The organism is Hungatella sp. SB206 (genome assembly GCF_051132295.1).
Lineage (GTDB): Bacteria > Bacillota > Clostridia > Lachnospirales > Lachnospiraceae > Hungatella > Hungatella effluvii.
This window is the reverse complement of the sequence record NZ_CP096603.1, coordinates 2,245,511-2,267,855: the sequence shown is the minus strand read 5'-3', so window position 1 is coordinate 2,267,855 and position 22,345 is coordinate 2,245,511. Positions and strand designations below refer to the sequence as shown.

Below are 22,345 nucleotides of genomic sequence, written 5' to 3'. Positions count from 1 at the left end.
TTCTGTTCACTTCCATTTATAAAGGCAAAAATAAAAGGGATCACAGCTTCCTGCAATCCCTCTTTCCGCTTAAATCTTTTCGAACCGTTCCACGTCCGTTACAAATATCGTTGCTCCGCCAAGCTCAACTGTCATTGGCATCATCATATATCCTGCTGAAATAGATGCAATATTCGGTGCCGGAACATTACAGGTTATCTTCTGTCTCTTTCCACAGGTATCCTTAATTAAATTAATTACTTCCTCAACCTTGTCATCATTCGTACCAATCATCAGAGTAGAGTTGCCTTTCTTCAAGAACCCACCGGTAGTAGCCAATTTCGTTACGCTGAAGCTGTTTTCATTCAGTACATCTGTCACACGGTTTCCATCATCGGAACTGACAATTGCATAAACTATCTTCATATCAATCACCTCGTTGTCTTTCTTGGCAAATATATAAGCTGGTTCTATTATAAAGCATAATCAGGAAAAATAAAACAGCAAATCACAAAATAGTTATCAATTTTCTGTTAATATTCATAACTCTTCATCTTTTCTGCAAGTTTTCGATAAACCCAGGTCTGCATCCACGGCTCCTTTGATGCGTTGATTCCATCCTTCGTCAAAAACCAGCGCACATCACTGTTTTCATCCTCTTTTTCATGCAGATTTGCTTCTTCATCCGCCTCCAGCAGATAGGTGATGTTCAAATGAAGGTGAGACGATACATAGCTTCCATTTTTTATATGGCCGGACACAGTCAGTATCTCAATGGAAAAGATATCTTCGGTGACAGGGCTCACAGAGCGAAGCCCGCTCTCCTCCATCGCCTCTTTTTGAGCCACCAGAAGCAGGTTCTTCTCTCCATCCGCATGACCGCCCAGCCATGCCCACGAATCGTAAATATTATGATACGCCATCAAAATTTTACTGCGCTCACGGTTTGTCACCCATGCCGAGGCCGTCATATGGACGTCTTTGCTCTCTCTCGTATATACCAGATCCCCTCGCTCCAAAAACTTCAGAATCTGTTCCCGGTCTTTTTCTTCCTGTTCATTATATGGTATATAGTCCATTAACACTTCCTTCAAATTCATCTCTTTTTCCCTCCTGCCGCCACTTTTTTAACTTTCCAGTCATAACTCGTCTTTTTTTGCTTATATATTGAATAAGAACCTTATTTAACGAGGATATTTCATGGATATAGCAACATTTCATTACTCAGATCATACTCCGTATCCACCCGTAAAGGTGGACGGCAAAAATCCCCAGTATGCGGCCGCGATTCTTTCCAATATCGGTGCCTGTAACTCCGAGATGACCGCGGTCAGCCTTTACTTTTATAACAGCCTGGTCACCAGGGAGTACTATCACGACGTAGCCGAATGTTTCCACCGGATCAGCATTGTGGAAATGCGGCACCTCGATATCTTCGGTGAACTGGCTTTAAAGCTGGGAACTGACCCGCGGTTATGGAGCTATAACAAAGGGCGCATGTATTATTGGTGTCCCGGATGCAACCAGTATCCGACGCAGATTCATGCACTGCTCAATAACGCACTCGAAGGAGAGATCGAAGCTATCCGCAAATACCATGCTCAATCTGAATGGATTGAAGATGGACATATTCGATCAATTTTAAACCGCATCATCGCGGATGAAGAGCTTCACGTCAAGATATTCCGTTCTCTCTTATCCGAGCTTTCCATGCCGGAACCGGAACCGCAATCGGAGCCGGCCGAATCACCGGAGCCCACTACGCAGGTTCCTACATAATGTGTTTCTTCGTCTCCTGATCCAATCTGTCACGCAGTACGGCCATCAGCCCGTCTTCACGAAAATAGGCTGCGCCGTACTGCAGATTAAATTCATAATCAAAATCGGAGGGATTCATTCCCTGATTATGCTGCAAAATAGTTTCCGCCTTATCCAGAGCCTTCACCAGATGGGCCTCAGGAGACCTGTTCTCGTTATATTCCTTCCAGATCGCCATAAAATTCTCACGATCCTTATCCGGAAGAAATGAAAACAGCCGTTCCACAGACCGCTGCTCCTCCGCATGCTTTTGCTGTTCATCTGGCAGCAGAGCGGCCGATATATCACCGTCATACAGCTCCCCCAGATCATGGATCAGGCACATGATAAGTACCCTCTTTCCATCCAGTTCCGGATATTCGCCCAGCATCAGAGCGGCAAAGAGAGCCAGCCTCCAGCTGTGTTCAGCCGTGCTCTCCTGTCTCCCTGCAGATCCCCACGCCGTGCGCAGTACATTCTTTAAAAGCTCTGTCTCCTTTATAAAAGCCAGATACCGGTCAAGCCGTTCTTCCTCCATCATTCATTCATCCTCCCTCCTGATTTCTACACCCTCCTGGTGTTTCCTCTCCATCTGATGCCGATTCTTCCGATTTTCCACTGTGTCAAATATAATCGAGAAATCGTAATCTTCCGGATAGAGCTCTTCTGCTGCGACTAAAAGCTTTATCCGTTTGTGATTGATCCATATCTTCCTGTCCTGCAGCTGCACCTGGAGGACCCCCTTCTCATTCACCGTTCTGCATACAATTCCCGTCTTTTTATCCGGCAGAACTAAAACACTGTCGCCAACTGTAAACTTCACAGCCAGTTCCTTCTGAATTCCCTTTTCTTCCTTCTGTTTTCGAATACGGGGGCCTTCCGGAAGAATGACATGCTTTTTCTTTTTGCCTCCGCTCTCCGCCTGAAGCCACTCTGGTTTCAAGTTGCCGTATGCAGCCTGTTCCGCTCTTAAAAGCATGGCGTCCGGCATACCTAATTTTTTAGCAATAAACAGGGCGCAGCTCTCTCCCGCTTCTCCCTGTACAAGCCGGTAAAGCGGCTGCAGGGTCTCCCGGTCAAAGGCCATTCTCGCATTCTCAACACCATCGGCCGCTTCCGCATACCCCTTCACCTCCGGATAGTGGGTAGTAACCAGGAACAGACATCCGCACTGCCTCAGACTCTCCAATATGGCAATGGCAATCCCCATTCCCTCCGCCGGATCCGTACCGGACCCAAGTTCGTCCAGAAGTACCAGACTCTCCGGTCCTGCTTTTTTCAAAATATCCAGCACATTTGTAATGTGAGCGGAAAATGTGGACAGATTCTCAGATATATTCTGTCCGTCTCCAATATCGCACAGCACCTGATTATTCATACAGAGACTGGCTTCTTCACATGGCACGTGAAGTCCGCACTGCGCCATGATACAGAACAGTCCCACCGTCTTCATCGTCACAGTCTTCCCGCCTGTATTGGGCCCTGTAATGACGACACCATTTCCCCTGTCTCCGAGTTCGAAGCTCAAGGGCACTGCGTGTTCCCGGCTCATCAGCGGATGTCTGCCGTTCCTGATTCGAATGTACCGTTCCATGTTGATCTGCGGTTCTTTCGCCTCCATGGCAGCGCTTAACTTTCCTTTGGCGAATATATAGTCCAGCTTCTCAATCAGTCTCTTGTCGGCTTCGAAAACCTCCCGGTTTTCCGCCACCATTACCGTCAATTCATAGAGAATTCGTCTCGTTTCATTCTCTTCTTCCATCTTCAGCAGCTCCAGCTCTGAATTCATAGAGGCAACCGCTTCCGGTTCGATAAAAAGAGTGGCCCCTGTAGCGGACTTATCAATCACGCTTCCCGGCACCGATGACCGGTATTCCTTCTTTACAGGCAGACACATCTTGCCATTACGGTTCGTCACGTAATGATCAGCAAAACAGCTCTTCCTGCTCTTTAAGATAGAATCCGCTTTGGCCCGGACCTTTTCCTCCATACGGATCATGTCCTGCCGCAGACTTCTGAGAAGGCGGCTGGCTCCGTCCTCAACCCGTCCCCCTCTGACAGCTTCCGCGAGCTGCTCCCTCAAGTGCTCCAGGGGATCCAGTTCCTCATCATAGCAGGCCAGACTCGTGTTTAAATATCTGCACCGGTTCAAAAAGTCCTTCAGGCGTTTTACCGCCGTCAGCGTCATACCGACCGATTCCAGCTGTTCGGCTGACAGACAGCCGTCCTGTCCGACTATAATCAGGATGTCATCCACATCACCCATGGATGCAATCGGCGGCATTCCTGCACTTTCAATAATCAGTCTCGCCTCTGTCGTATCTTTCTGACTCTTCCTTACATCGCCCTCGTACAGATACGGTTCCAGGCTGCGTATTCTCTCTTTTGCTGACTTTGTACATGCCAGTTCTTCCAGTTGTCTTAATATATGGTCAAATTCTAATGTATGAAATGTGTTGTTCATTGTTCTTTCTCCTGTTTTATTGTTCCTTTACCAGTAGCAGCCAGGCGTCATCAGAAGAGGAATAGACAGCAGCTTTTCTTATTACGAATAAAGAGTCCGGCTCGCCGGACTCTCGCGCCGGAGCGCGGTTGCCTCAGCAACCATACTTCCTTAGCGCGGAGTGCGCATCCTGCCCGGAGGGCTTTTTGTGTAACAGGAGCACTTTCCTGTTACACAAAAAACTGCAGGATCATAGGGCTGGCTATGTTCCTGCAGATAACGATTCATCCTTTTCGTGTATATCACTGCCATTCACATCCCTATGGTCCAAACAGGTACACAAAATAGAAAGAAGATTCTGCCTTACAAAATCAATCTTCTCTTAAGCTGTTCCTGTTCCCGCTATTCTCTTTCTATGCGCCATATTCAGATGCAATTAACAAACACACACTTCCAATCATTTTTATTTATCGCTACTATATCATGTCAATCTTCAAATGTCAACGGAATTTCCTTCCACCTTCTGTCCACCACGTTTTCAGCATCTGGAGTTCTTTCACATTCAGGCAATTTTTCAGGGTATGATTCTCGATTCGGGAAAGGCACTCGTCATAGTCTATCCACATGACAGATTCTACCTCTTCCTTCTGAAGCTTCAGCCGATCTGCTTCTATCGGCCTTGTGTATACATAGACTCTGCATATTTCATGGTTATGAAATGGTTTCCCGTAAAATTCTGCAATATCCGTCTCATCATGAAGCCCTACAAAGGTTAGTTCCTCTGGCCGGACAGTGATTCCCAGTTCCTCCTCCAGTTCTCTGACAGCTGACTCCAGATAATCGTCCCCGGCCGGAATATGTCCTGCCGATGAAATATCGTAACACCCCGGAAACGCATCCTTCTCCTCGCTCCGCTTCTGAAGCAGCAGATCGAATCCACTCTTGTCATTAGACCTCACGATCCACACATAGGACGTTCCATGGAGATCTCCATAGCGGTGCATCAGAAATCTGGCCCTGGCACGTCCGGTTACACTCCCATCCGCATCCCGTTCATCCAATAGTTCCAGAGAACTGCCATCCAGTACTGCTTGAGTCAGCCGCTCCCCTTTATAACAAAGCTTCAACGAAAAGAAAGGCTGGTTATTCTGCAGCAATTCAAAGAAGATCAGGTCGCCTTCCCACAGACTCAGTTCCCGAATCTGATCCTTTTTTACCCATTCGAGCTGTCCTTCCCGGCAATCACCGATCGTCCCCTCATAGCGGTCAGCTGTATACAGGCACATATACTCTTCCGGCCAACGGTCAGAAACGAACGTGACAAGGCCGCGGAAACACCACCTTAAGAGTGTGAGTCCGGTCTCTTCCTTCACCTCCCGAAGCAGACACTCCTCCGGACTCTCTCCCTTCTCAAAGTGGCCGCCTACGCCCAGCCACTTATCTCGGTTCATATCCCCTTCTTTTTTCACCCGGTGCAGCATCAGATAGCTGTCTTCCGTTTCGATATAACAAAGTGTTGTAAAATTTGTATGCGGCATGAATTTACTTCCTCTTCCCCAAAATTGATAAACGTACATCATCCACCATGACAGAAGTATAGTCTATGGTATTCAAATAATCCAGTATCTCCTGCTTCTTTCCGGAAATACAGTAGTTCTTCGTGGTCAGTACCGCCTGCTCCCTGGTCTGATCCAGCAATACCTTCACTGGTTCCACCGTCGTAGGATATACGTAATACCGTCCTTTGCTTCCCATACGGAGGCCCAAAGCATTCAACAGCTGCGGCTGTGAAAGCAGATATTCCAGATTCCCCAGATACTCCTGCTTTAACTCTTCATCTGTCATTCCCACCCGGTCGCGTTCATCCTCTCCCATAATGCTCTTTCTGATCGTAAGACCACCGCGTACCTTTCCTTCTTCATTATATATTTCCACCCAGTTTACCTGGATCGGGGCGTCAATCACTTCAGATACCGGTTTCGCGGTCCTGGTACTGAGTGATAAATGAATCACACTGGAATCCGGAAGTTCTTCCATCTCTTCCTTAAGCGCAGCTTTATCCTCTTCGCTCATCAGTCCGTAGCCATAACGGTTCGCGGTAACCGCCGTAAGATTCTGAGGATCTTCAACTGCAATTCTGCCCCAGTTTACATTCATCTTAACATTGGGAGGAAGTCCCACATATATGGGACTGCTGGTGTCCAAAACACTCATTTCAATTACGTAACGGCCAAATCCACGATCCTTCAGGCTGGAATCGTATACCGTTACATATGGCTGGGCAGTTTCATAATAAACCCTCATATATTTCGTAAATTCATTCTCGTAGGCCGCCTCAGCCGATGTAAACAGGGGGCGTGGATTAAAACTGCAGAGTTTCATCACAGGATTAATGATCAGAAGCAGCACCGCCGCCGCAATCGCCACTGCGAAGAGCGTGCGAAGGCTGATCTTTGTAATCCTTCTGTTAATCTGACGCTCAATCTGCCTCTCCAGGCCTGTGTCCTCCATAATATTCCATTCCGGCAGATCACTCAAGCCTTCTGCCAGTTCATCAAAATCCTTCATGATCTTTCACCTCCAACAACCTCATGACCTGTTTCTTTGCACGGGACCGGATCTGCCGTACATTCTCTTTTGTGATTCCCATGGATCTTCCGATCTCCTCATCGCTTAAATGAAAATAGACCGAATCCAGCAGCACTTCCTTATAGTGAACCGGGAGCGTGGTTATCGCTTCCAGTAAAAGACGCTTCTCCTCATCCTGAATCAGCTCCTCCAGAATGTGATCCTCCTGCCTGATAAGCGATAAATCAAAGCTTCCTTCATCCACCAAACGGTTACGCCTCTTCCACAGGTTGAAATACTCATTCTTCAGTACCTTGGTAAGCCAGTAACGCAGACTTCCGCCTCCCTCATAAGACAACAGCGCTTTTAAAAATGTGGACTGCACCAGGTCTTCCGCATCAGACCGGTTACCGGAAAGAGACAGCGCATAGACGTAAAGCGGCCTGTAAAACTGCCTGTATACAGTTGTAAACTCGTCCTGTTCCATGCCCATCCCCTCCTTCTGACTATAAAACAATCCAGCCAGAGATTTGTGACACTTTGGGTGAAAAAAATAAATATTAATTGGTGATTGCCGTATCCTCGTTCATTCCTTCTTTTGTCTCCGGTATTCTGCCCGCAGCCCCCATGACTTCCAGAGAAACCACGCAGTTTGTTTCCTTTCCGTTATACAGTACCGGAATCTGGCAGATTCCTTCCTGCTCCCAGCTACAGCTGCTCAAATCAAAGGTAAATTTCGATAAATCATATTCCTCTTCGGAAAAATAATTCTCAGCCCTGATATCCGGCTCCTTTCCAACCTCTGTTTCTGCATAAAACGTGGTTTTCGTCCCCTGGTCAAACAGCGGATCATTCTTTCCGGTCAGATTTCCGTACAATGCTGCCAGAATAATTACCAGCACAATCGCGCTGAACAGTGATATATGAATTTTCTTCATAGATTTCCTCCTTGCCTCTCAAGCAGTCCGAATCGGCATATTTCTCCGCCGGCCGGAAGGTCAATGTTTTCATTATAAACATTTGCTTTACTGATGTAAAGTTTCGTGGTATATTTTGTAGGAACTATTTTGATAACAAAAGAATATAAGAATTGAAGGTTTTAAAAATGAATACGAATGCGATTCAATGGAGAAATGGGTTAAAAGACGGAATCCCTATCTGTCTCGGATACTTTGCAGTATCCTTTACCTTTGGCATTATGGCTTCCGGCGCCGGTCTTTCACCCTGGCAGGCAGTCATCATGTCCTTTACAAATCTGACATCGGCGGGGCAATTTGCGGCGCTGGGAATCATTGCGGCGAAGGCGCCATTTATGGAAATGGCAGTGGCGCAATTTATCATAAATCTGCGATACTGCCTTATGTCCTGCTCTCTTTCCCAGAAGCTGGACGAAAAGACGCCATTTTTTCACCGCTTCCTGATCGGATATGGTGTTACCGATGAAATTTTCGGAGTTTCTGTGTGCAGGCCTGGAAGGCTGAGCCCATTTTTCAGCTACGGCCTGATTGCCGTCGCAGTACCGGGCTGGACTCTGGGTACTCTTCTCGGTGCGGTTTCCGGAGATTTCCTGCCTCCTCGTATTTTGAGTGCACTAAATGTAGCCCTGTATGGCATGTTTCTTGCAGTTATTATCCCTCCCGCTAAGGGTAACCGGACTTTATCAGGGGTTATCGTGGTATCCATGGTCTGCAGCCTGATCTTTGCGGCAACACCGATATTAAATACCATTTCATCGGGATTTAAAATTATTATTCTGACACTGCTGATTGCAGGGGCGGCCGCATATTTATTCCCGGTAAAAGAGACAGGGGAGGAACAGCATGAATAACCGTATTTATTTATACATACTCGTCATGGCGGGAGTCACTTATCTGATCCGGGTTCTCCCCCTGACCTTGATAAGAAAAGAAATTAAAAACACTTATATCCGTTCATTTTTATATTACGTGCCGTATGTGACGCTGTCTGTCATGACGTTTCCGGCAATCTTAACCGCCACGGCAAGTGTCTGGTCGGCTGTGATTGCCCTCATGATTGCTATTTTCCTGGCTTACAGAGGAAAAAGCCTTTTTGTCGTCTCACTGGCTGCATGTGCGGCTGTATTTCTGACTGAATTATTCCTGTAGGGATCGTTGGGGCAGAGATCGTTTTCATATCAAACAGTCTCATGATTTCAAACAGAAAAGCAAGTTGGTTTCTTATTGAAACCATGAGGCTGTTTTTATCATTCTGCTATTTTATTATGAATAGTCTTTAAGATCAACCATTCCATTTAATATAATTTCTTTCATAAATTCCTGCAACTGATATTCATGATCAAAAGTGACTTTCCTCTCTTCCGCCATTCTTTCCCTGTCCTCTGAACAGCCATTAAATTTCCAGGAACCTTCCGGAAAAAGTATCAGATACGGCTTCCCGGACACTGGATCAATCCCTTTTTGTATTTTGTGTATGGAGAAAACATACTCTCCTCTTTTCTCCAAAGAGACCTTCATATAACTGATTTCACTCATATTCAAACACCAGGCGGGCTCTTTTAAATAAGCGTATTCTTCTTCCAGGAAAACAGGATGGCTCCTGTCTTCTGAGGCCAAAAATTCAAATATCAGTTCCATCGTCCCGCTGGGTATCCGCGCTTTCGAAGACAGTAGAAATAACTGGCGAAACGTAACCGATGCGCTGGTCAGAAATGTGTCATCCACACATTGATTCTGACAAATAGAATGAATTTCCTTCCGTATGGATGGGTTTCTCAAAAGGGAGGCGATGGGGATATTCTTTCGTTCCAGAATTGGACGTTCCTGCATAATAGTGCTCCTCTCCTCGTTTACACGAAAGTTATCTTGGTTCGTAAATAAGATCCGTTATGCCGTTATATAATTGGGTTTTGATGCATTTTAATTTAATTTCCCTGTCTGCAGGCGCCCCCACCGGACTCGCTGTCCGCGGAAATAAAGGAAGGCCGGAGCCTAAAATAGTTGGTATGACGGAGATATGGTATCGGTCAATCCTGTTTCCCCTTATCAGGGGCTGAATTATGTTCGCCCCGCCGCAAATCCAGATACCTTTTCCATCTTCCTGTTTCAGTGCGGTTACCAGACTGCAGACATCTTCCTTCGTAAACTTTATTTCTTCCGTTGAAACCATGGCCCGGTGGGTCACAACATGAGTTGTCAGCCCACGGTATATCCATTCATCGGGTGACAGCTCAGTTGCCACCTGGTGATACGTGTTCCAGCCCATGACGACTGTATCAATGTCTTTGATGAACTCATGATAGCTTTCCATATCATCGTAATCCGATTCCTGACCGGCCAGCCAGTCTACGCTGCCGTTTTTATCCGCAATATAGCCGTCTAAGCTCATGGCGATAAATAGGGTTACTTTTCGCATAGGGTACCTCCGTGGGTGGATGCTTTTGATGTCTTGTTTAATAATATAGTATACTAAATTATATATTTTATCAAATACTTTACTCAATACAATTGTTAATACATCGAAAAGCGGAGACCCTTCGGCCTCCGCTCTCCCAAACATTATTCTTTACATGCAACAATAAGATAATCATGATTATAACGCAATTGTCCGAAAGAGGTGATTCCGTCCTGCACAGAGAATGCAGGAGTTAATGCCCAGCGTTTTTCCAGATCCACTCCGCAGACACGATAACCACTTAAATCGGCATTGACACTCATTGGCCATGAAAACGGCATATAGATAACAAGTTTGCTTTGATCATCATTTGCTGCACATACAATCTCCTCACAGGGATTGTTGTGTATCAGATCAGAAGCTGGCTTCAAATCGTAAAATCCGATCGTATCTGCGGCCAGTTTTGCAAACCCCATATCGTAGGCTCCCGGCAGGCGTAAGTCATCCCGCCAGTCATTTACCAACCCCAAATCTCCTCTTTCACTGCAAAAATTCTGATTCTGTCTCCATAGCCACACACCGCCAGCACCATAGGTAAATCCTGCGTTTGCCCCGCTCAACACTCCCTGCCAGAAAGCTCTCCGTATCCATCTCTCATCAAACCGGCCCTGTGACCGGTCGAAGTATATATTTGCTTCATAACTGGTCTCACTGTTGTATACGGGACGTGAGACCGGATAGGAACGGATATCCTGTGCCAGTGTACGATTTAGCTGTGGCTCCGAGTATACATGACCCGGCTGATACATATAAAAATCCAGTTCCGGAGCCTCTATCAGCTGCGCAGGCAGTACTACTTTAGGAGCAATATGCAGCGTTGTAAGACAGTCCGGCGCCAGACTCTTTGTGATCTGCAACGCTTTGTGATAAAACGCCACAGTCTCAGGGTTGGCCCCCCTCTGATCCTGAACAGTATCATAATGAACCACGTCCTCGGATAGATTTACATCACCGCTTACCAGAAATACAGGATTGTATTCCCGCAGTTTCGGGATCACGTACTGTAAGAAATGCTCCATCTCAGCTATCGTCATAGGCTGATAATATGGTTTTTCCTCCACGTTTGTGCGACCTGCGTCCCTTATCCCCTGCCAGGTACCCGGAACAAAATTCCCCCATAGAAGTACAATCATGGGCTGCATCTCTCGTGCTGCCATCTCATCTAGATACTGGCATACATGGTCAAAATACTCTGTCCGGATGCAGGAATAGTCAAAACGGCCTTCACCCGTAACTGTAAATGGATGAATCCATTGACGTGGTGTGCAGGAATGGCGCTGCGGCAGCAGATTCATCTGTACCGCATTAAAATTCTGCTCCCTGCGAAAATCAAGATATTCACGCCATTCTTCCAAATCCGGATGGGTAAACGCACTCCAGTTTGTATCTGCCATCAGAAACAGCGGCTTACCCTCCTTCATAAAATAATGTTTATCCGGTGATATTGTAAGTTTCATATTAATCCTCTCCCCAATTATTCTCTTCGCTCCAGCCTTCCTTTTTCACGTAATTATCTTTTGCTTTTACAAGATCCTCCTGAAGAACCTGAGTATACTCCTCCAGACTCATCTCGTCCTGTAAATACAACTGGCCATACATAACAGAATCATCAAAGAACTGCTTATCAAAATAAGTCTCATACAATTTTAAAGGCGATACGTCATTTTTAAACTGCAGGGCCTGCAGCATAGGATTATCACTGTTGACTTCTACATTTTTTATCGGAGTAACGCCCCACAGCTCATTTACGTAAAGGCTGGAATCCTCCTGGCCTGTCTTGAATTTCAGGAAATCCATGGCCGCCAGCAGCTGATCCCCTGTGGTTGTGGTCGGTATACAGATATTTCCCTGGGGTGCCCCTCCAATTTCATATGCAATCCCGGAAGAATCCGGATGGCTCTCTGTCCCAAGGGTCGGAAATTCAGTTATTCCAATCTCAAAAGACAAATCAGGATTACTGGCCATGATTTTTGCATAAGATCCGACTGAAAAGGTCATGGCAATCTCTCCCCGCATGAACTGTTCCAAAGCCTCATTATTATCCATAGCGGTGTAGCCTGGATACCAATACTGCGAAAATTCTTTAATAAGCGGATAAATATCCTTCCACGGCTTCTTTGTAATATCAATGACTCCCTGGTCTACACCGCGGGCAATTTCATTGACTTCGATCAGTCCGGTTCCGTTAATATCCAGATCCTCGATAAACCGGGTGGCCAGCGGATCCATCATGAGACGTTCGAACCAGTGATAACCACCACCTTCTGAAACCTTCATACCGACTACCATTGGAGTGATGCCTGCTCCCTGCAGCACCTTACACGTTTCCAATAACTCAGCAAATGTGGACGGCATCGTATCAATTCCTGCTTTCGCCATCAGATCCTTATTGTAAAACAGCTTGCAAAGAACCCCATTGGTTGGTACACTGGCGTATTTCCCGTTGGTAGGATCCATCACCTGTGCCATTACCGACTCCTGAAATGTGCTCATCCAGTTTAAATTGCTGTTGTAAGGGTTGGTTTCCTGATTCAGATAATCGGTCAGATCAATCACAGAACCATCGCGCAGATACTGCTGCCCCCAGGTATGGCGAACCAGGAACAGATCCGGAGCGGTGCCTCCCATCAACTGTGTCTGCAGCCACGTCTGATACTGGTCGCTGGCAATGTATTCGTATTCAACCGTGATATTGGGCTGGTATTTTTTATATAGCTCCAGCGATTTTTTTAAGTATTCCTGTCCTTCCGCACTGTTATGTTCCCAGGTTGCCCACTTAAGTGTAATGGGCTTATCCGGATGCCAGTTTCCATCCGCCTGGCCTGTATTTACCGCCTCCTGTGTCGATTCTGGTGACGCCTGGCTGCTTTCCGTCTTTTCTCCGCATCCGGTTAAGGCGGTCAGTGTAAGTGCTGCCAATGTCATTGCTAAAAGTTTCTTCCCCATTTTCATTATAATTTATCCTCCTTAAAATAATAAACGTTTTATCATGCTTTCACTGCCCCTGCGGTCAGCCCTTCCACAAACGGTTTTGTTGCAACTGTAAAGATGAGAAGCAGCGGGATCGATGCAATTACGTATGCTGCAAAACTGACACCCGGCATCTGATAGGTACTGGCTATCACCTTTGATACCTGCAAAATTACCGGACGTACATTCTCGGCATTGGCTGATACCAGCGGCCATATGTAGTTATTCCAGCTGGAAATCAACGTTGTAATACATACAGTAGCCATAATTGGTTTGCTGAGCGGCAATGCTATGTAATAGAAAATTTTAAAATCACTTGCACCCTCAATCGTAGCCATTTCAAACAGGCTCTGCGGCAGGGATTCCATATGAGTAGTGATCAGAAATGTAGATAATATTGCAAAGGCCGACGATGGCGGCAGTATCTGCACTGCATAAGTGTTTAATAAATGCATTTTCTGTGAAATAATAAACTGAGGGATCAATATAAGGAAATATGGCACCATCATCATCATCATCATAACCATGAATAATAAGTTTTTCCCCTTAAACTGGAATCGCGCAAAGGCATAGCCAGCTAACGCAGAAATAATCAGGGTAAGAATTACGTTACCTGCTGTTACAATCAATGAGTTTATAATGCTTTTGTATATTTGTCCAAAAGCAATGGTATAATGTTCAAAATGCAGCGGCAGACTGAAAAAATAGAGATTCTGATAAATCTGTATATTCGTTTTCAGGGAAGATACCACCATCACAAATAAAGGATAAATAGTAAGAAAAAGTATAAAAATCAGTGTACCATGCACAAGCAAGCGATTTATGTGTCTTTTTTTCATGTAACTTTCTCCCCCCTATTGACTGTCAACGCCCTTAATATACTTCATATTAAAGGCGGTAACACCTAATGTAAACAAAAACAGTACCGTTCCCATGGCACACGCATATCCCATGTTATAATATGAAAATGTCTCATTATACATATGTAATGCCGGCACCATGGTGGAATCCCCCGGTCCTCCATTTGTCATGATAAGGACGTGTTCAAATGCCTGGAATGTCGATATGATTGTAGTTATTATCAGATAGCGGAACTGTCCTGTCAGCAGTGGAATATCAATGTAAAAGAGCCTGCTTACCGGACCAATGCCATCAATTCTGGTCGCCTCATAAATGCTCGTATCAATACTTTGCAGCCCTGCCAGAAAGATCAGGAACTGAATTCCTGTGACCCATGGAAACTGGTAGAAGATCAGAGCCCCCAAAGCTGTCGCCTGCTCCCCCAGCCAGGAGTGCATAAGATTTTCAAGCCCCAGTGTCGATAGTATACCGTTAAGAAGCCCATTGTAATCGTAAATCCAGCGCCATAACAGAATCATCACCACGCCAGGTACCACCATGGGAATGATGAGCAGATATTTATATAAGTAGCTGGAAAACTGACGTTTCACACTCATTACCAGTTCTGCTACCAGAAGCGGAACAGTTACTACTTTAAGTACAGACGTTACCAATAATATAAAAAGATTCACCAGCGATTTTCCAAACGTTGCATCGGTAAGCAGCGCTATATAGTTCTGAATTCCGATAAACACCGATATCCGTCCGCCGTCCCATTCAAAAAATGACCGATAGATCGCATAAACCGAGGAATACAGTTTGAAAACTCCAAGAAGAATAAAGAGTGGCAAAATATACAGGTATGGTTGCATCTTTCGTATAACTCCAGTCGTTCCCATCCTTCTCCGCCCTGTTTTTTTTGTATCCATATCCGTCTCCTCCCTGTCAGTTTTTAGAGCCGTCGTGTCCGCCTGTGCCTGACAAAGCAGGATCATCTGGTTTTTCTGCAATTATTTCTTTTACATATGCGGTCAGGCTTCCCGGCTTTGCATATTTTTGAAAACAACTGCAAAACCACGCCCCTTCCAGTGCAGTTCTCACCATTTCCGGATCCAATGCCTTCAAAATATCCACAGGTTCCTTACACAATACATCTTTTACCTGATTAAAAACTGTACCGTTTTTACGCTGAATGTCCCGCATTTCCACGGGGTAGCCGCCCCCGCCCTCACAAGAAAACAGCTTATCAAAAATATCCTCCAATTTTAGTTCCGCAGCCCATCCAAAGTCCTTGGCAAAAGGCAGTGCAACCGCGTTTCCATTATTAATCTGTGTAAACAGATATGCATCTGAAGTGTCTGTAATATAACCACAGTTTACACCTGGATAACTGTTTAAAGACATACAGGCTCCCTGACCAGAACCGCATCCTGTTATTACAAAATCGACCGTCCCTGTATTAAGAAGTACGAATGCCTGGATGCCCAGGTGGATATAGTTTAGCACCGGCTGATCATTATCTGTCCTCATCCCCGTATTGAACCACTCCACATGATATTTTGCAGCACTCTTTTCCAGTGCTCGTAAAATCAATGCATTTTTACTTGCCTGGCTGAATTCATTCATCAATGCCACTCTCATAACTGTCCTCCCTGTCCCGACCGCCTGTTACTCCATATAATTTTTCTACGGCCTCTTTTATTGATTTTTTATCTAAACCATACATAGCTCTGTTGCAGCCGATTGGATTTCCCTGAGGATAACAGTCCGGTATCCCAATACATTTTAACCGGATTCCCAGCCCCAACTCTGCCGCAGCCTGTCCGACCGCGCTTCCCAGGCCACCATAAACATTGTGCTCCTCCGCGGTTATAAAAACAGAATGCTTTTCCGATAACCGCTTTAATAGCTCATAGTCCATCGGTTTAATGGTCGCCATATCCACCACCGTAATAACAGGACCTCCCTGCTGCAGAAGTTCTTTTCCTGCTGCCAGCGCCTCTGACACTGCCTCACCAATAGCGATAACTGCAATATCCCTTCCTTCCGTCAATACCTTACCTTTTCCAATCACAGCCTCATAGCTTTCATCATATAAATTCGGAAGCGGATTCCTGTCCAGCCGGACATAAGCCGGTCCCTTGATACCAGAAAGCAATTCTATAAATTTGGCGGCAGAAACTGCATCTGCCGGAGCAATCATGACACTTTCCGGCATGGCCCGAATCACCCCGATATCTTCCAGGGAAAAATGCGTTGATCCTGCCTGCCCTCCGCTCATGCCGCAATGCGTCCCTATAATCTTTACATTTGCCTGGTTATAGAATACATCCGTACGGATTTGTTCACAGGCCCTCAGACTGGAAAAGACAGAAAACGTATGAACAAATGGCTTAAATCCTTCATGCGCCAGCCCTGCTGCAATGGATACCATGTTTTGCTCAGCAATACCGACATTTATAAATCTATCCGGAAAGCGTTTCTCGATTCTTTTAAGTTTACAGGATTCTGCCAGATCCGCAGTTATTACAACAATCTGTTCATCTGTCTCCATTAACTGTTCCAACTTTCCTGCCGATGCTCCCAACTGCGAAAGCGCGGATACTTTTTCTTTCACCTGCATGGTCTGCTTCACCTCCTAAAATGCAAACATTTCATTGAGAGCCTCACTGGTTCCTGATATGTAATGACTGGCTCCCGTTCCCTCAATTTCCCTTTTCAGCCCATGGCCTTTTATCGTATGAGCGATAACCGCATAAGGCCCATTCCTTTCTTCCCGGAGGCGTAAAAACAACTGATTCATCTCATCTGCATCATGTCCGTTAGTTTCCTCTACCTTGAATCCAAAACTGCTCCATTTGCTGTCAAACGGTTCCATCTGAACCATCTTCTCCAACGGACCATCACATCCGATTCCATTTTGGTCAATAATAACAACCAATCGTTTTAATTTCTTCTGGAAGGCATACATGGCGGCCTCCCACACACTGCCCTCACAGCATTCACTGTCACCCAGAATACAGTATGTGAAATATTCCTGCCCCTTCATCTGTCCAGCTAAAGCCATACCCACTGCAAGGGAAAGGCCATGCCCCAGTGAACCGGTACACATTTCCACTCCTGGAACCAGATGTGCGTCCGGATGGTTCATGAGACGGCTTCCCGCCGCTCCGAAGCTGGCAAGCTCTTCAAATGGAATAAATCCGCTGGCCGCCAAAGCCGCGTAGAGAGCAATTCCAGAATGCCCCTTTGATAAAATCAGCCGGTCCCTCCCCTCCCACTCCGGATTTGAAGAATCATACTTCATAACTGTACCATACAGGCTTGCAAGAATATCTGAGACAGAAAGACTTCCCCCCGCGTGCCCACCTCCTGAAGAACACACGGCCAATTTTATTCCGTTCTTTATTTGCTGTATTACTTCCATAATCACTCCTCCGTTTTTTGTTCCATGATCCTATTCAATTCGCCTCGGCAAATTGGTGCGAGCGCCCGTCATGCCTGCATGACATAATACCTTTGGGCGCTCTGCACATCCGCCGGAGACTTCAACATTTCCGCTTCTGAATGTTGACATTTCGTCGAACATATTGGCATTTGTTCTCTCGCCCTAACTGAATTAAACCATACTTGACCATTTAAAGTCAACCACTTTTGTTCTATTTTTGTTCCTATTTTGTTATTTTTGTCATATTATACAATCTTTTTGTTCCTATTTTGTTTATATTTTTGTTCCTGTTCCGGAATAATTGTATTGACTTTTCCCCCTTATTCATCTAAGATAATTACATGAATAAGAATGATTTAATAACCCAGGAAAAATTAATTTTACAGCAGATTTATATGGATGAGCTTGAAGTAGGCGATACAATTCCCTCTGTACGTGAACTCCAATCCCGTCTCTGTTTGTCGCGCAATTCTGTTCTGACAGCAATCCAGTCTCTGAATGAAAAGGGGATCATAAAAAAAGGGACATCTCCCCGTCAGGGATACCGGCTCTGCGAAAAGCCAATCGGAGTAAACAGCAAATACAATCGGGGCCAGGAACTGTCGGTCCAGTACTTGCTTCCTTTTACTACCTGGAATTACACGATCAACAAATATCTGTCTAATTTCGAAAGCATATTTTCGAGACACGGAATCAATTTAATCTTCAGTAATACCCATAATTCCGTGGAAGAGGAAGGCCGTCTGATGGAAACAATCTACTCCAAGCCGGCTTCTTTGCGTCCGGATTTTTTATTTTTAACTACCTGTGACAGTACCGATAACCCGAACCTGGCACTGCTCCAGAAAATGAATGAAGAACTGCCCTGTATTCTGATCGACCGGTATTTTCATGGCCGGAATTTTCATTACATTGGTGTAAGCAACAACTATATTGGAAGCCGGACTGCTGAATATTTACTGCAAAATGGCCATGAGCACATCGCTTACATCAAAGCCTATGGAAAGATTTCTACTATTCACGACAGATTTTCATCCTTCCAGACTGCTTTGGACCTTTCTTCCATACCATTGGAAAAGCAGAATATCTTTTCCCTGACTAACGCCAACGTTGGATCAATCGCAGATATTCAGGGGGAAATCGACCGTATAGGCGCCAGAATTCTATCGCTTAGCCCGCGTCCAACAGCTGTTGTATGCAGTTTTGACCGTATTGCAGTTGCTCTGATTAATTTTTTCACCAAAAACAGCGTGCGTGTGCCAAAGGACATTTGTGTGATCGGCTGTGACAATGACGTTGATGTAGGAGCCATGTCCCCGCTCTCCCTGACCACGTTCCGGCATCCTTACCGTGAATGCGCACGCGAGGCAATCGCACGTATGGAAGCTGTAAAAAACAATCAAAAGGCTCCACCGCATGCGGCGGAATTTTTTTCAGATTTCATCATTGGAGAATCCACGTAAAACAAAAAGTAGGATATGGCTGCCGAATTACATACGCCATATCCTACTTTTATTTGCTTACACTATAACACCGTTCAAATAAAGAGCCCGCCATTACCTATAAAATGAAAAAATAATCAATCTGCGCTTCCCCTTCCGTATATAAATAAGAGCCATACATCGGAATCGTACAGCACATGACCCGTCTGCCCCCTGGAACCAGGATCTGATAGCCGCTGTTCGACTTGACACAGGCAGGCCTCTTTGATTTTGCACCGAAAGAGATATACTTTGCTGTAGTCTTCAAATCAAGCCATTGCTGGTCGACCGCCCCTCTCGCCTTCAATACCTCTTTTTTGCTCCAGTCGAAATAGGTCCACGTCTTATTTTGGGGAGCGCCTGCTATCTGTCTTGGCAGTGATGGATTTTCGCTGAGAAGAAGCATCTCTTTCTCAGTATAGAAAGAGATTCCGCCGTTTTTCTTGTCGATCCGCAAGAGCAGCTTTCCAAATTTCACCTCCACACGGCCCTTGTCTTCCCTGTAATTCCATTTCAGCCTTGGTGTGAGTTCAATCTCTGCCGGTATCTCCGGAAGCCTGCCTAATGACTCCCCTGCAAAAGTGATTCGTACTGCATTTTCACATATCGGCGTGACCCGAAGAACTCCGCAGGCATTCGTCACCTCAACATAGCTTTTATTGCCGGTCACCCATCGTACTGCCAGATTTAATTTGGAATGGCCCAGCGGCCTTAAGCTGTTCGTACCCGGAATTACTCCAAATTCCGATTTTTCTGACGGGCTATTTGCAGCGCGTACTTTTTCTGACCGCTTCTCTTCGATGGAATTCTGAACAACAATTCGCTTCGGTCCGATGCGGTTGCGCAGTTCCATCTCGAATTTTCCATGGGATACGCGTTCCAGTTCTATTTCCCTGTTGGTTTTGGGCTTCTCCTCACGCACCCGCCTGGCAGGCTGCTCCTGCCGCACGACTACGTACTTTCGTTTCTTCTCCTCTGATACGGTGGTACCAATCAAATCTGTCAATTTTCCGGAATAAAGCACCACCAGTTCATGGAGCGCTCTCGTAGCCGCCACATACAGCAGTCTCGCAAAGCCATCCTCTGACGGATAATTCTCCTCACTGGCATTAAAAAGGAGAACTGCATCAAATTCCAGACCTTTTGCATATTCGATCGGCAGAACCATAACACCGCTTCCAAACTCTTCCGTTTCCGCATCAAACTCCCGAAGTTCTACTTTTTTCCGCAGCTCTTTCGTTAATTTGCTCACTTCCTCTTCGTCTCTGCAAATGACTGCAATCGTTTCATAGCCCTTCTTCTGCCATTCCAAAATGGTGCCCGCGGTCTCTGCAATCAGCCGTCCCTCATCCTCGCACCCCGTCGTTCGAACTTCTTTTCCGTGGCGGATAATCGGCTCAACCGGATAAATAGGAAAATTCCCATGCTGCAGAATATTCGTTGCGAAATTAGAGATTTCCACCGTGTTTCGATAACTTTTTCTCAGCAGCCCGAAATAATCAAATTCCCCTGGCAGCATGAGGCTCCTGAGTTCCTCCCAGTCTGTCAGTCCGTAATCAAAATAGATGTTCTGGGACACATCGCCCATAATGGTATACGTACATTTACTGAGGCAGTATTTTAATGCCCCATAGGCCATCATGCCAAAATCCTGCGCCTCATCGATAACCACATGGCTTGCTTCCTGGATGACCTCCGTCTCCTTGATTCGTTTATACAGATAAGCCAATGCGGCCAGATCATAGAGATCGAAGTAATTTCCAGGTGAAGGAATCCGGGTTCCTTTTTCCCTTTGCTCTGCCAGAAAACTGTCATACAACTCAAAAATGGAACCCTTCCACTCCCGTTTTCCGAAATAGGTCTGGTAATACTTCAGAAGCGCCTTCTGCTCTTCCGGCGGATACGTATAGTATCTTCCATATATCTCATTCTCCACCTTCGCCATGAGGTGCTCCGTCAGCTTGTCCAGCTTGTCAGGAAGCGACAGGTAATCAAACTTCTTAAGCAGCCCCTCAATGGAGCTCCGGGTCATCAGCAGGCGGTGTGTTTTCTCCGTATAGACATCCTCCAACGGAATATAGCTCCACTCGTAGCGCCGGCAAAACGCTTCCAGATCATGAAACCAGGAAAAGCTGCCTTTTACGCAGGCTGTTTTATCTTCCCGCTCCAGTTTTTTAATCGTATATTTCCTATCATCCCAGTCCTCATACAGAAGACGCGTAAACAACTGCTCCATCGTCATCTGTGATACGCCGTACACGTCCAGATCCGGTAAAATACCCGTGATATAGTTGAGGAGAATCCGGTTGCTTCCAATAATGTAGAAATCCTTTGGCTGAAATTCCAGATCGTAGTTGTACAAAATATAGGAAATGCGGTGCATGGCCACAGTCGTCTTACCGGAACCGGCCCCGCCCTGTACAATGACATTATGCTGCGGCCTCTTACGAATGATCTCATTCTGCTCCTGTTGAATCGTTGCAATGATATCATTTAATACGGATCGTTTATTCCTGGCAAGGTATTTTGTCAGCAGATCATCATTGGCCACTACGTCCGAATCGTAAAAATCCTTCAGTTCATCGTTTTCGATTTCGTAGGTGCGCTTTCTGGAGAGATCGATCTCAAACGCCCCTTCTCCCTTTACCGAATACGTACACGCTCCAAGGGAACTTTCATAATAAACCGATGCGATCGGCGCCCTCCAGTCGATGACTACCAGCTCTGCGGAATTCTTTGTAATTGCTGCCTTTCCAATGTAGTAACACTCTTTCTTTAACAGACTGGCATCAGTAAAATCAATTCTTCCAAAATACGGCTTTTTTCTGCTTCGCTCCATGCGGAGCAGTTCCTGCCGGACCTGCTGGAATCTGGCGTCGGTATTGAACCACAGCGCCAGACCTTCTTTGTCCTCTACATCATAAATTTCCTTCAGTTCATGCAGTTCATCTGCTAAATTCTCAACAGAGGACCTGGCCTGATTTAAATTCCTGTCCGCTATGGCAAGAATTTCTGAAAGTGTATTTCTCTCATCCTCCAGGGTGACTCCCGGTATACTCTTTGTCTCTGTCTGATTTTTCTGCTTCATGCCCGTCTCCCTTCTTTGTTCTGCGCATATGTTGCAGTTCAGACGGCGGGAAAATTGGTGCATAAAGCCGCTTACAAGCAAGCTTGACGCTGCTTCCTGCGCCAATTTTCCCGCCGTCTGAACTGTTACGTGCATATTACTATCTTAGCAAAAAAAAGAAAAAATGGTAGACTTGTAATAAAAAATTATGTATAATGGATAATGAAGTGTGCCCGGATATCTGTCAGGGCATTTTTTTATTTCCAATCACACTCTCGAGTTTTTACCTTCTTTCAGCATTTTCGTTTAATCCATTATTT

The 22,345-nt window shown here is 45.7% G+C and carries 22 protein-coding genes; 4 read left to right on the top strand and 18 right to left on the bottom strand.

Translation table 11 applies throughout. The features are described 5' to 3' along the window. Positions 1-69 precede the first annotated feature (69 nt). Both M1L66_RS09770 and M1L66_RS09765 read right to left on the bottom strand, forming a co-directional pair. On the bottom strand, positions 70-405 hold the full coding sequence (locus M1L66_RS09770; protein ID WP_002600650.1) for a cyclic-di-AMP receptor: 336 nt from the start codon (positions 403-405) through the stop codon (positions 70-72). A gap of 107 nt (positions 406-512) precedes the next feature. Further along, on the bottom strand, positions 513-1,079 hold the full coding sequence (locus tag M1L66_RS09765; protein ID WP_187021782.1) for an NUDIX hydrolase: 567 nt from the start codon (positions 1,077-1,079) through the stop codon (positions 513-515). A 100-nt stretch (positions 1,080-1,179) separates the two neighbouring features. Between M1L66_RS09765 and M1L66_RS09760 the strand changes: the two genes are divergently transcribed. Next, entirely contained in the window at positions 1,180-1,758 is a 579-nt protein-coding gene (locus tag M1L66_RS09760) for a ferritin-like domain-containing protein (protein ID WP_187021784.1), read from the top strand. Here the strand turns inward: M1L66_RS09760 and M1L66_RS09755 are convergent. The 6 genes from M1L66_RS09755 to M1L66_RS09730 form a co-directional block, all read right to left on the bottom strand. Beyond that, a complete protein-coding gene (locus tag M1L66_RS09755) occupies positions 1,751-2,314 on the bottom strand; it encodes an HD domain-containing protein (RefSeq protein ID WP_055657437.1) in 564 nt (187 codons plus the stop codon). The genes M1L66_RS09760 and M1L66_RS09755 overlap by 8 nt on opposite strands. 3 nt (positions 2,315-2,317) lie before the next feature. Continuing rightward, a complete protein-coding gene (locus M1L66_RS09750; RefSeq protein WP_434692590.1) occupies positions 2,318-4,240 on the bottom strand; it encodes an endonuclease MutS2 in 1,923 nt (640 codons plus the stop codon). A 479-nt stretch (positions 4,241-4,719) separates the two neighbouring features. After that, a complete protein-coding gene (locus M1L66_RS09745; protein ID WP_434692587.1) occupies positions 4,720-5,757 on the bottom strand; it encodes an NUDIX domain-containing protein in 1,038 nt (345 codons plus the stop codon). Between the two features lie 4 nt (positions 5,758-5,761). Next, positions 5,762-6,787: a hypothetical protein gene (locus tag M1L66_RS09740; RefSeq protein WP_187021805.1), complete on the bottom strand. Its 1,026-nt coding sequence runs from the start codon at positions 6,785-6,787 to the stop codon at positions 5,762-5,764. Continuing rightward, positions 6,774-7,274 (bottom strand): RNA polymerase sigma factor, encoded by a 501-nt coding sequence (locus M1L66_RS09735; RefSeq protein ID WP_434692584.1) that lies wholly within the window; start codon positions 7,272-7,274, stop codon positions 6,774-6,776. Before M1L66_RS09735 ends, M1L66_RS09740 begins: the two co-directional genes overlap by 14 nt. 73 nt (positions 7,275-7,347) lie before the next feature. After that, a complete protein-coding gene (locus M1L66_RS09730; RefSeq protein WP_434692582.1) occupies positions 7,348-7,725 on the bottom strand; it encodes a ty transcription activator TEC1 in 378 nt (125 codons plus the stop codon). A gap of 167 nt (positions 7,726-7,892) precedes the next feature. Here M1L66_RS09730 and M1L66_RS09725 point away from each other — a divergent pair, with 167 nt between their 5' ends. Beyond that, complete coding sequence (locus M1L66_RS09725) at positions 7,893-8,615, top strand: AzlC family ABC transporter permease (RefSeq protein ID WP_434692579.1); 723 nt, start codon at positions 7,893-7,895, stop codon at positions 8,613-8,615. Then, positions 8,608-8,913, top strand: coding sequence for an AzlD domain-containing protein (locus tag M1L66_RS09720; RefSeq protein WP_187021811.1), 306 nt, complete (start codon positions 8,608-8,610; stop codon positions 8,911-8,913). Before M1L66_RS09725 ends, M1L66_RS09720 begins: the two co-directional genes overlap by 8 nt. A gap of 114 nt (positions 8,914-9,027) precedes the next feature. Here M1L66_RS09720 and M1L66_RS09715 read toward each other — a convergent pair whose 3' ends face one another. From M1L66_RS09715 to M1L66_RS09675, 9 genes are all read right to left on the bottom strand, one after another. Next, on the bottom strand, positions 9,028-9,402 hold the full coding sequence (locus M1L66_RS09715; RefSeq protein WP_243270246.1) for a hypothetical protein: 375 nt from the start codon (positions 9,400-9,402) through the stop codon (positions 9,028-9,030). A 223-nt stretch (positions 9,403-9,625) separates the two neighbouring features. Further along, a complete protein-coding gene (locus M1L66_RS09710) occupies positions 9,626-10,180 on the bottom strand; it encodes a dihydrofolate reductase family protein (RefSeq protein WP_434692575.1) in 555 nt (184 codons plus the stop codon). A 143-nt stretch (positions 10,181-10,323) separates the two neighbouring features. Continuing rightward, the gene (locus M1L66_RS09705) at positions 10,324-11,676 is read right to left on the bottom strand and encodes a DUF4038 domain-containing protein (protein WP_434692572.1); all 1,353 of its coding nucleotides are present in this window, start codon (positions 11,674-11,676) and stop codon (positions 10,324-10,326) included. Position 11,677: 1 nt separating this feature from the next. Continuing rightward, positions 11,678-13,171 carry an ABC transporter substrate-binding protein gene (locus tag M1L66_RS09700; RefSeq protein ID WP_434692569.1) on the bottom strand — a complete coding sequence of 498 codons (1,494 nt, stop codon included), beginning with the start codon at positions 13,169-13,171 and terminating at the stop codon, positions 11,678-11,680. A 35-nt stretch (positions 13,172-13,206) separates the two neighbouring features. Then, positions 13,207-14,028, bottom strand: a complete 822-nt coding sequence (locus M1L66_RS09695; protein WP_187021829.1) for a carbohydrate ABC transporter permease — start codon at positions 14,026-14,028, stop codon at positions 13,207-13,209. A 15-nt stretch (positions 14,029-14,043) separates the two neighbouring features. Continuing rightward, a complete protein-coding gene (locus tag M1L66_RS09690) occupies positions 14,044-14,958 on the bottom strand; it encodes a carbohydrate ABC transporter permease (RefSeq protein WP_434692566.1) in 915 nt (304 codons plus the stop codon). A 16-nt stretch (positions 14,959-14,974) separates the two neighbouring features. Further along, entirely contained in the window at positions 14,975-15,670 is a 696-nt protein-coding gene (locus M1L66_RS09685; protein WP_187021833.1) for an RpiB/LacA/LacB family sugar-phosphate isomerase, read from the bottom strand. Then, entirely contained in the window at positions 15,648-16,652 is a 1,005-nt protein-coding gene (locus M1L66_RS09680; protein WP_187021835.1) for a transketolase family protein, read from the bottom strand. The genes M1L66_RS09685 and M1L66_RS09680 overlap by 23 nt, the downstream gene beginning before the upstream one ends. A 15-nt stretch (positions 16,653-16,667) precedes the next feature. Continuing rightward, positions 16,668-17,456 carry a transketolase gene (locus M1L66_RS09675; RefSeq protein WP_434692563.1) on the bottom strand — a complete coding sequence of 263 codons (789 nt, stop codon included), beginning with the start codon at positions 17,454-17,456 and terminating at the stop codon, positions 16,668-16,670. Between the two features lie 416 nt (positions 17,457-17,872). Between M1L66_RS09675 and M1L66_RS09670 the strand changes: the two genes are divergently transcribed. Further along, a complete protein-coding gene (locus tag M1L66_RS09670) occupies positions 17,873-18,940 on the top strand; it encodes a substrate-binding domain-containing protein (protein WP_187021923.1) in 1,068 nt (355 codons plus the stop codon). Between the two features lie 97 nt (positions 18,941-19,037). On the opposite strand, the gene M1L66_RS09665 is transcribed toward M1L66_RS09670, so the two are convergent. Beyond that, positions 19,038-22,046, bottom strand: coding sequence for a 3'-5' exonuclease (locus M1L66_RS09665; RefSeq protein WP_434692560.1), 3,009 nt, complete (start codon positions 22,044-22,046; stop codon positions 19,038-19,040). Positions 22,047-22,345: the final 299 nt, after the last annotated feature.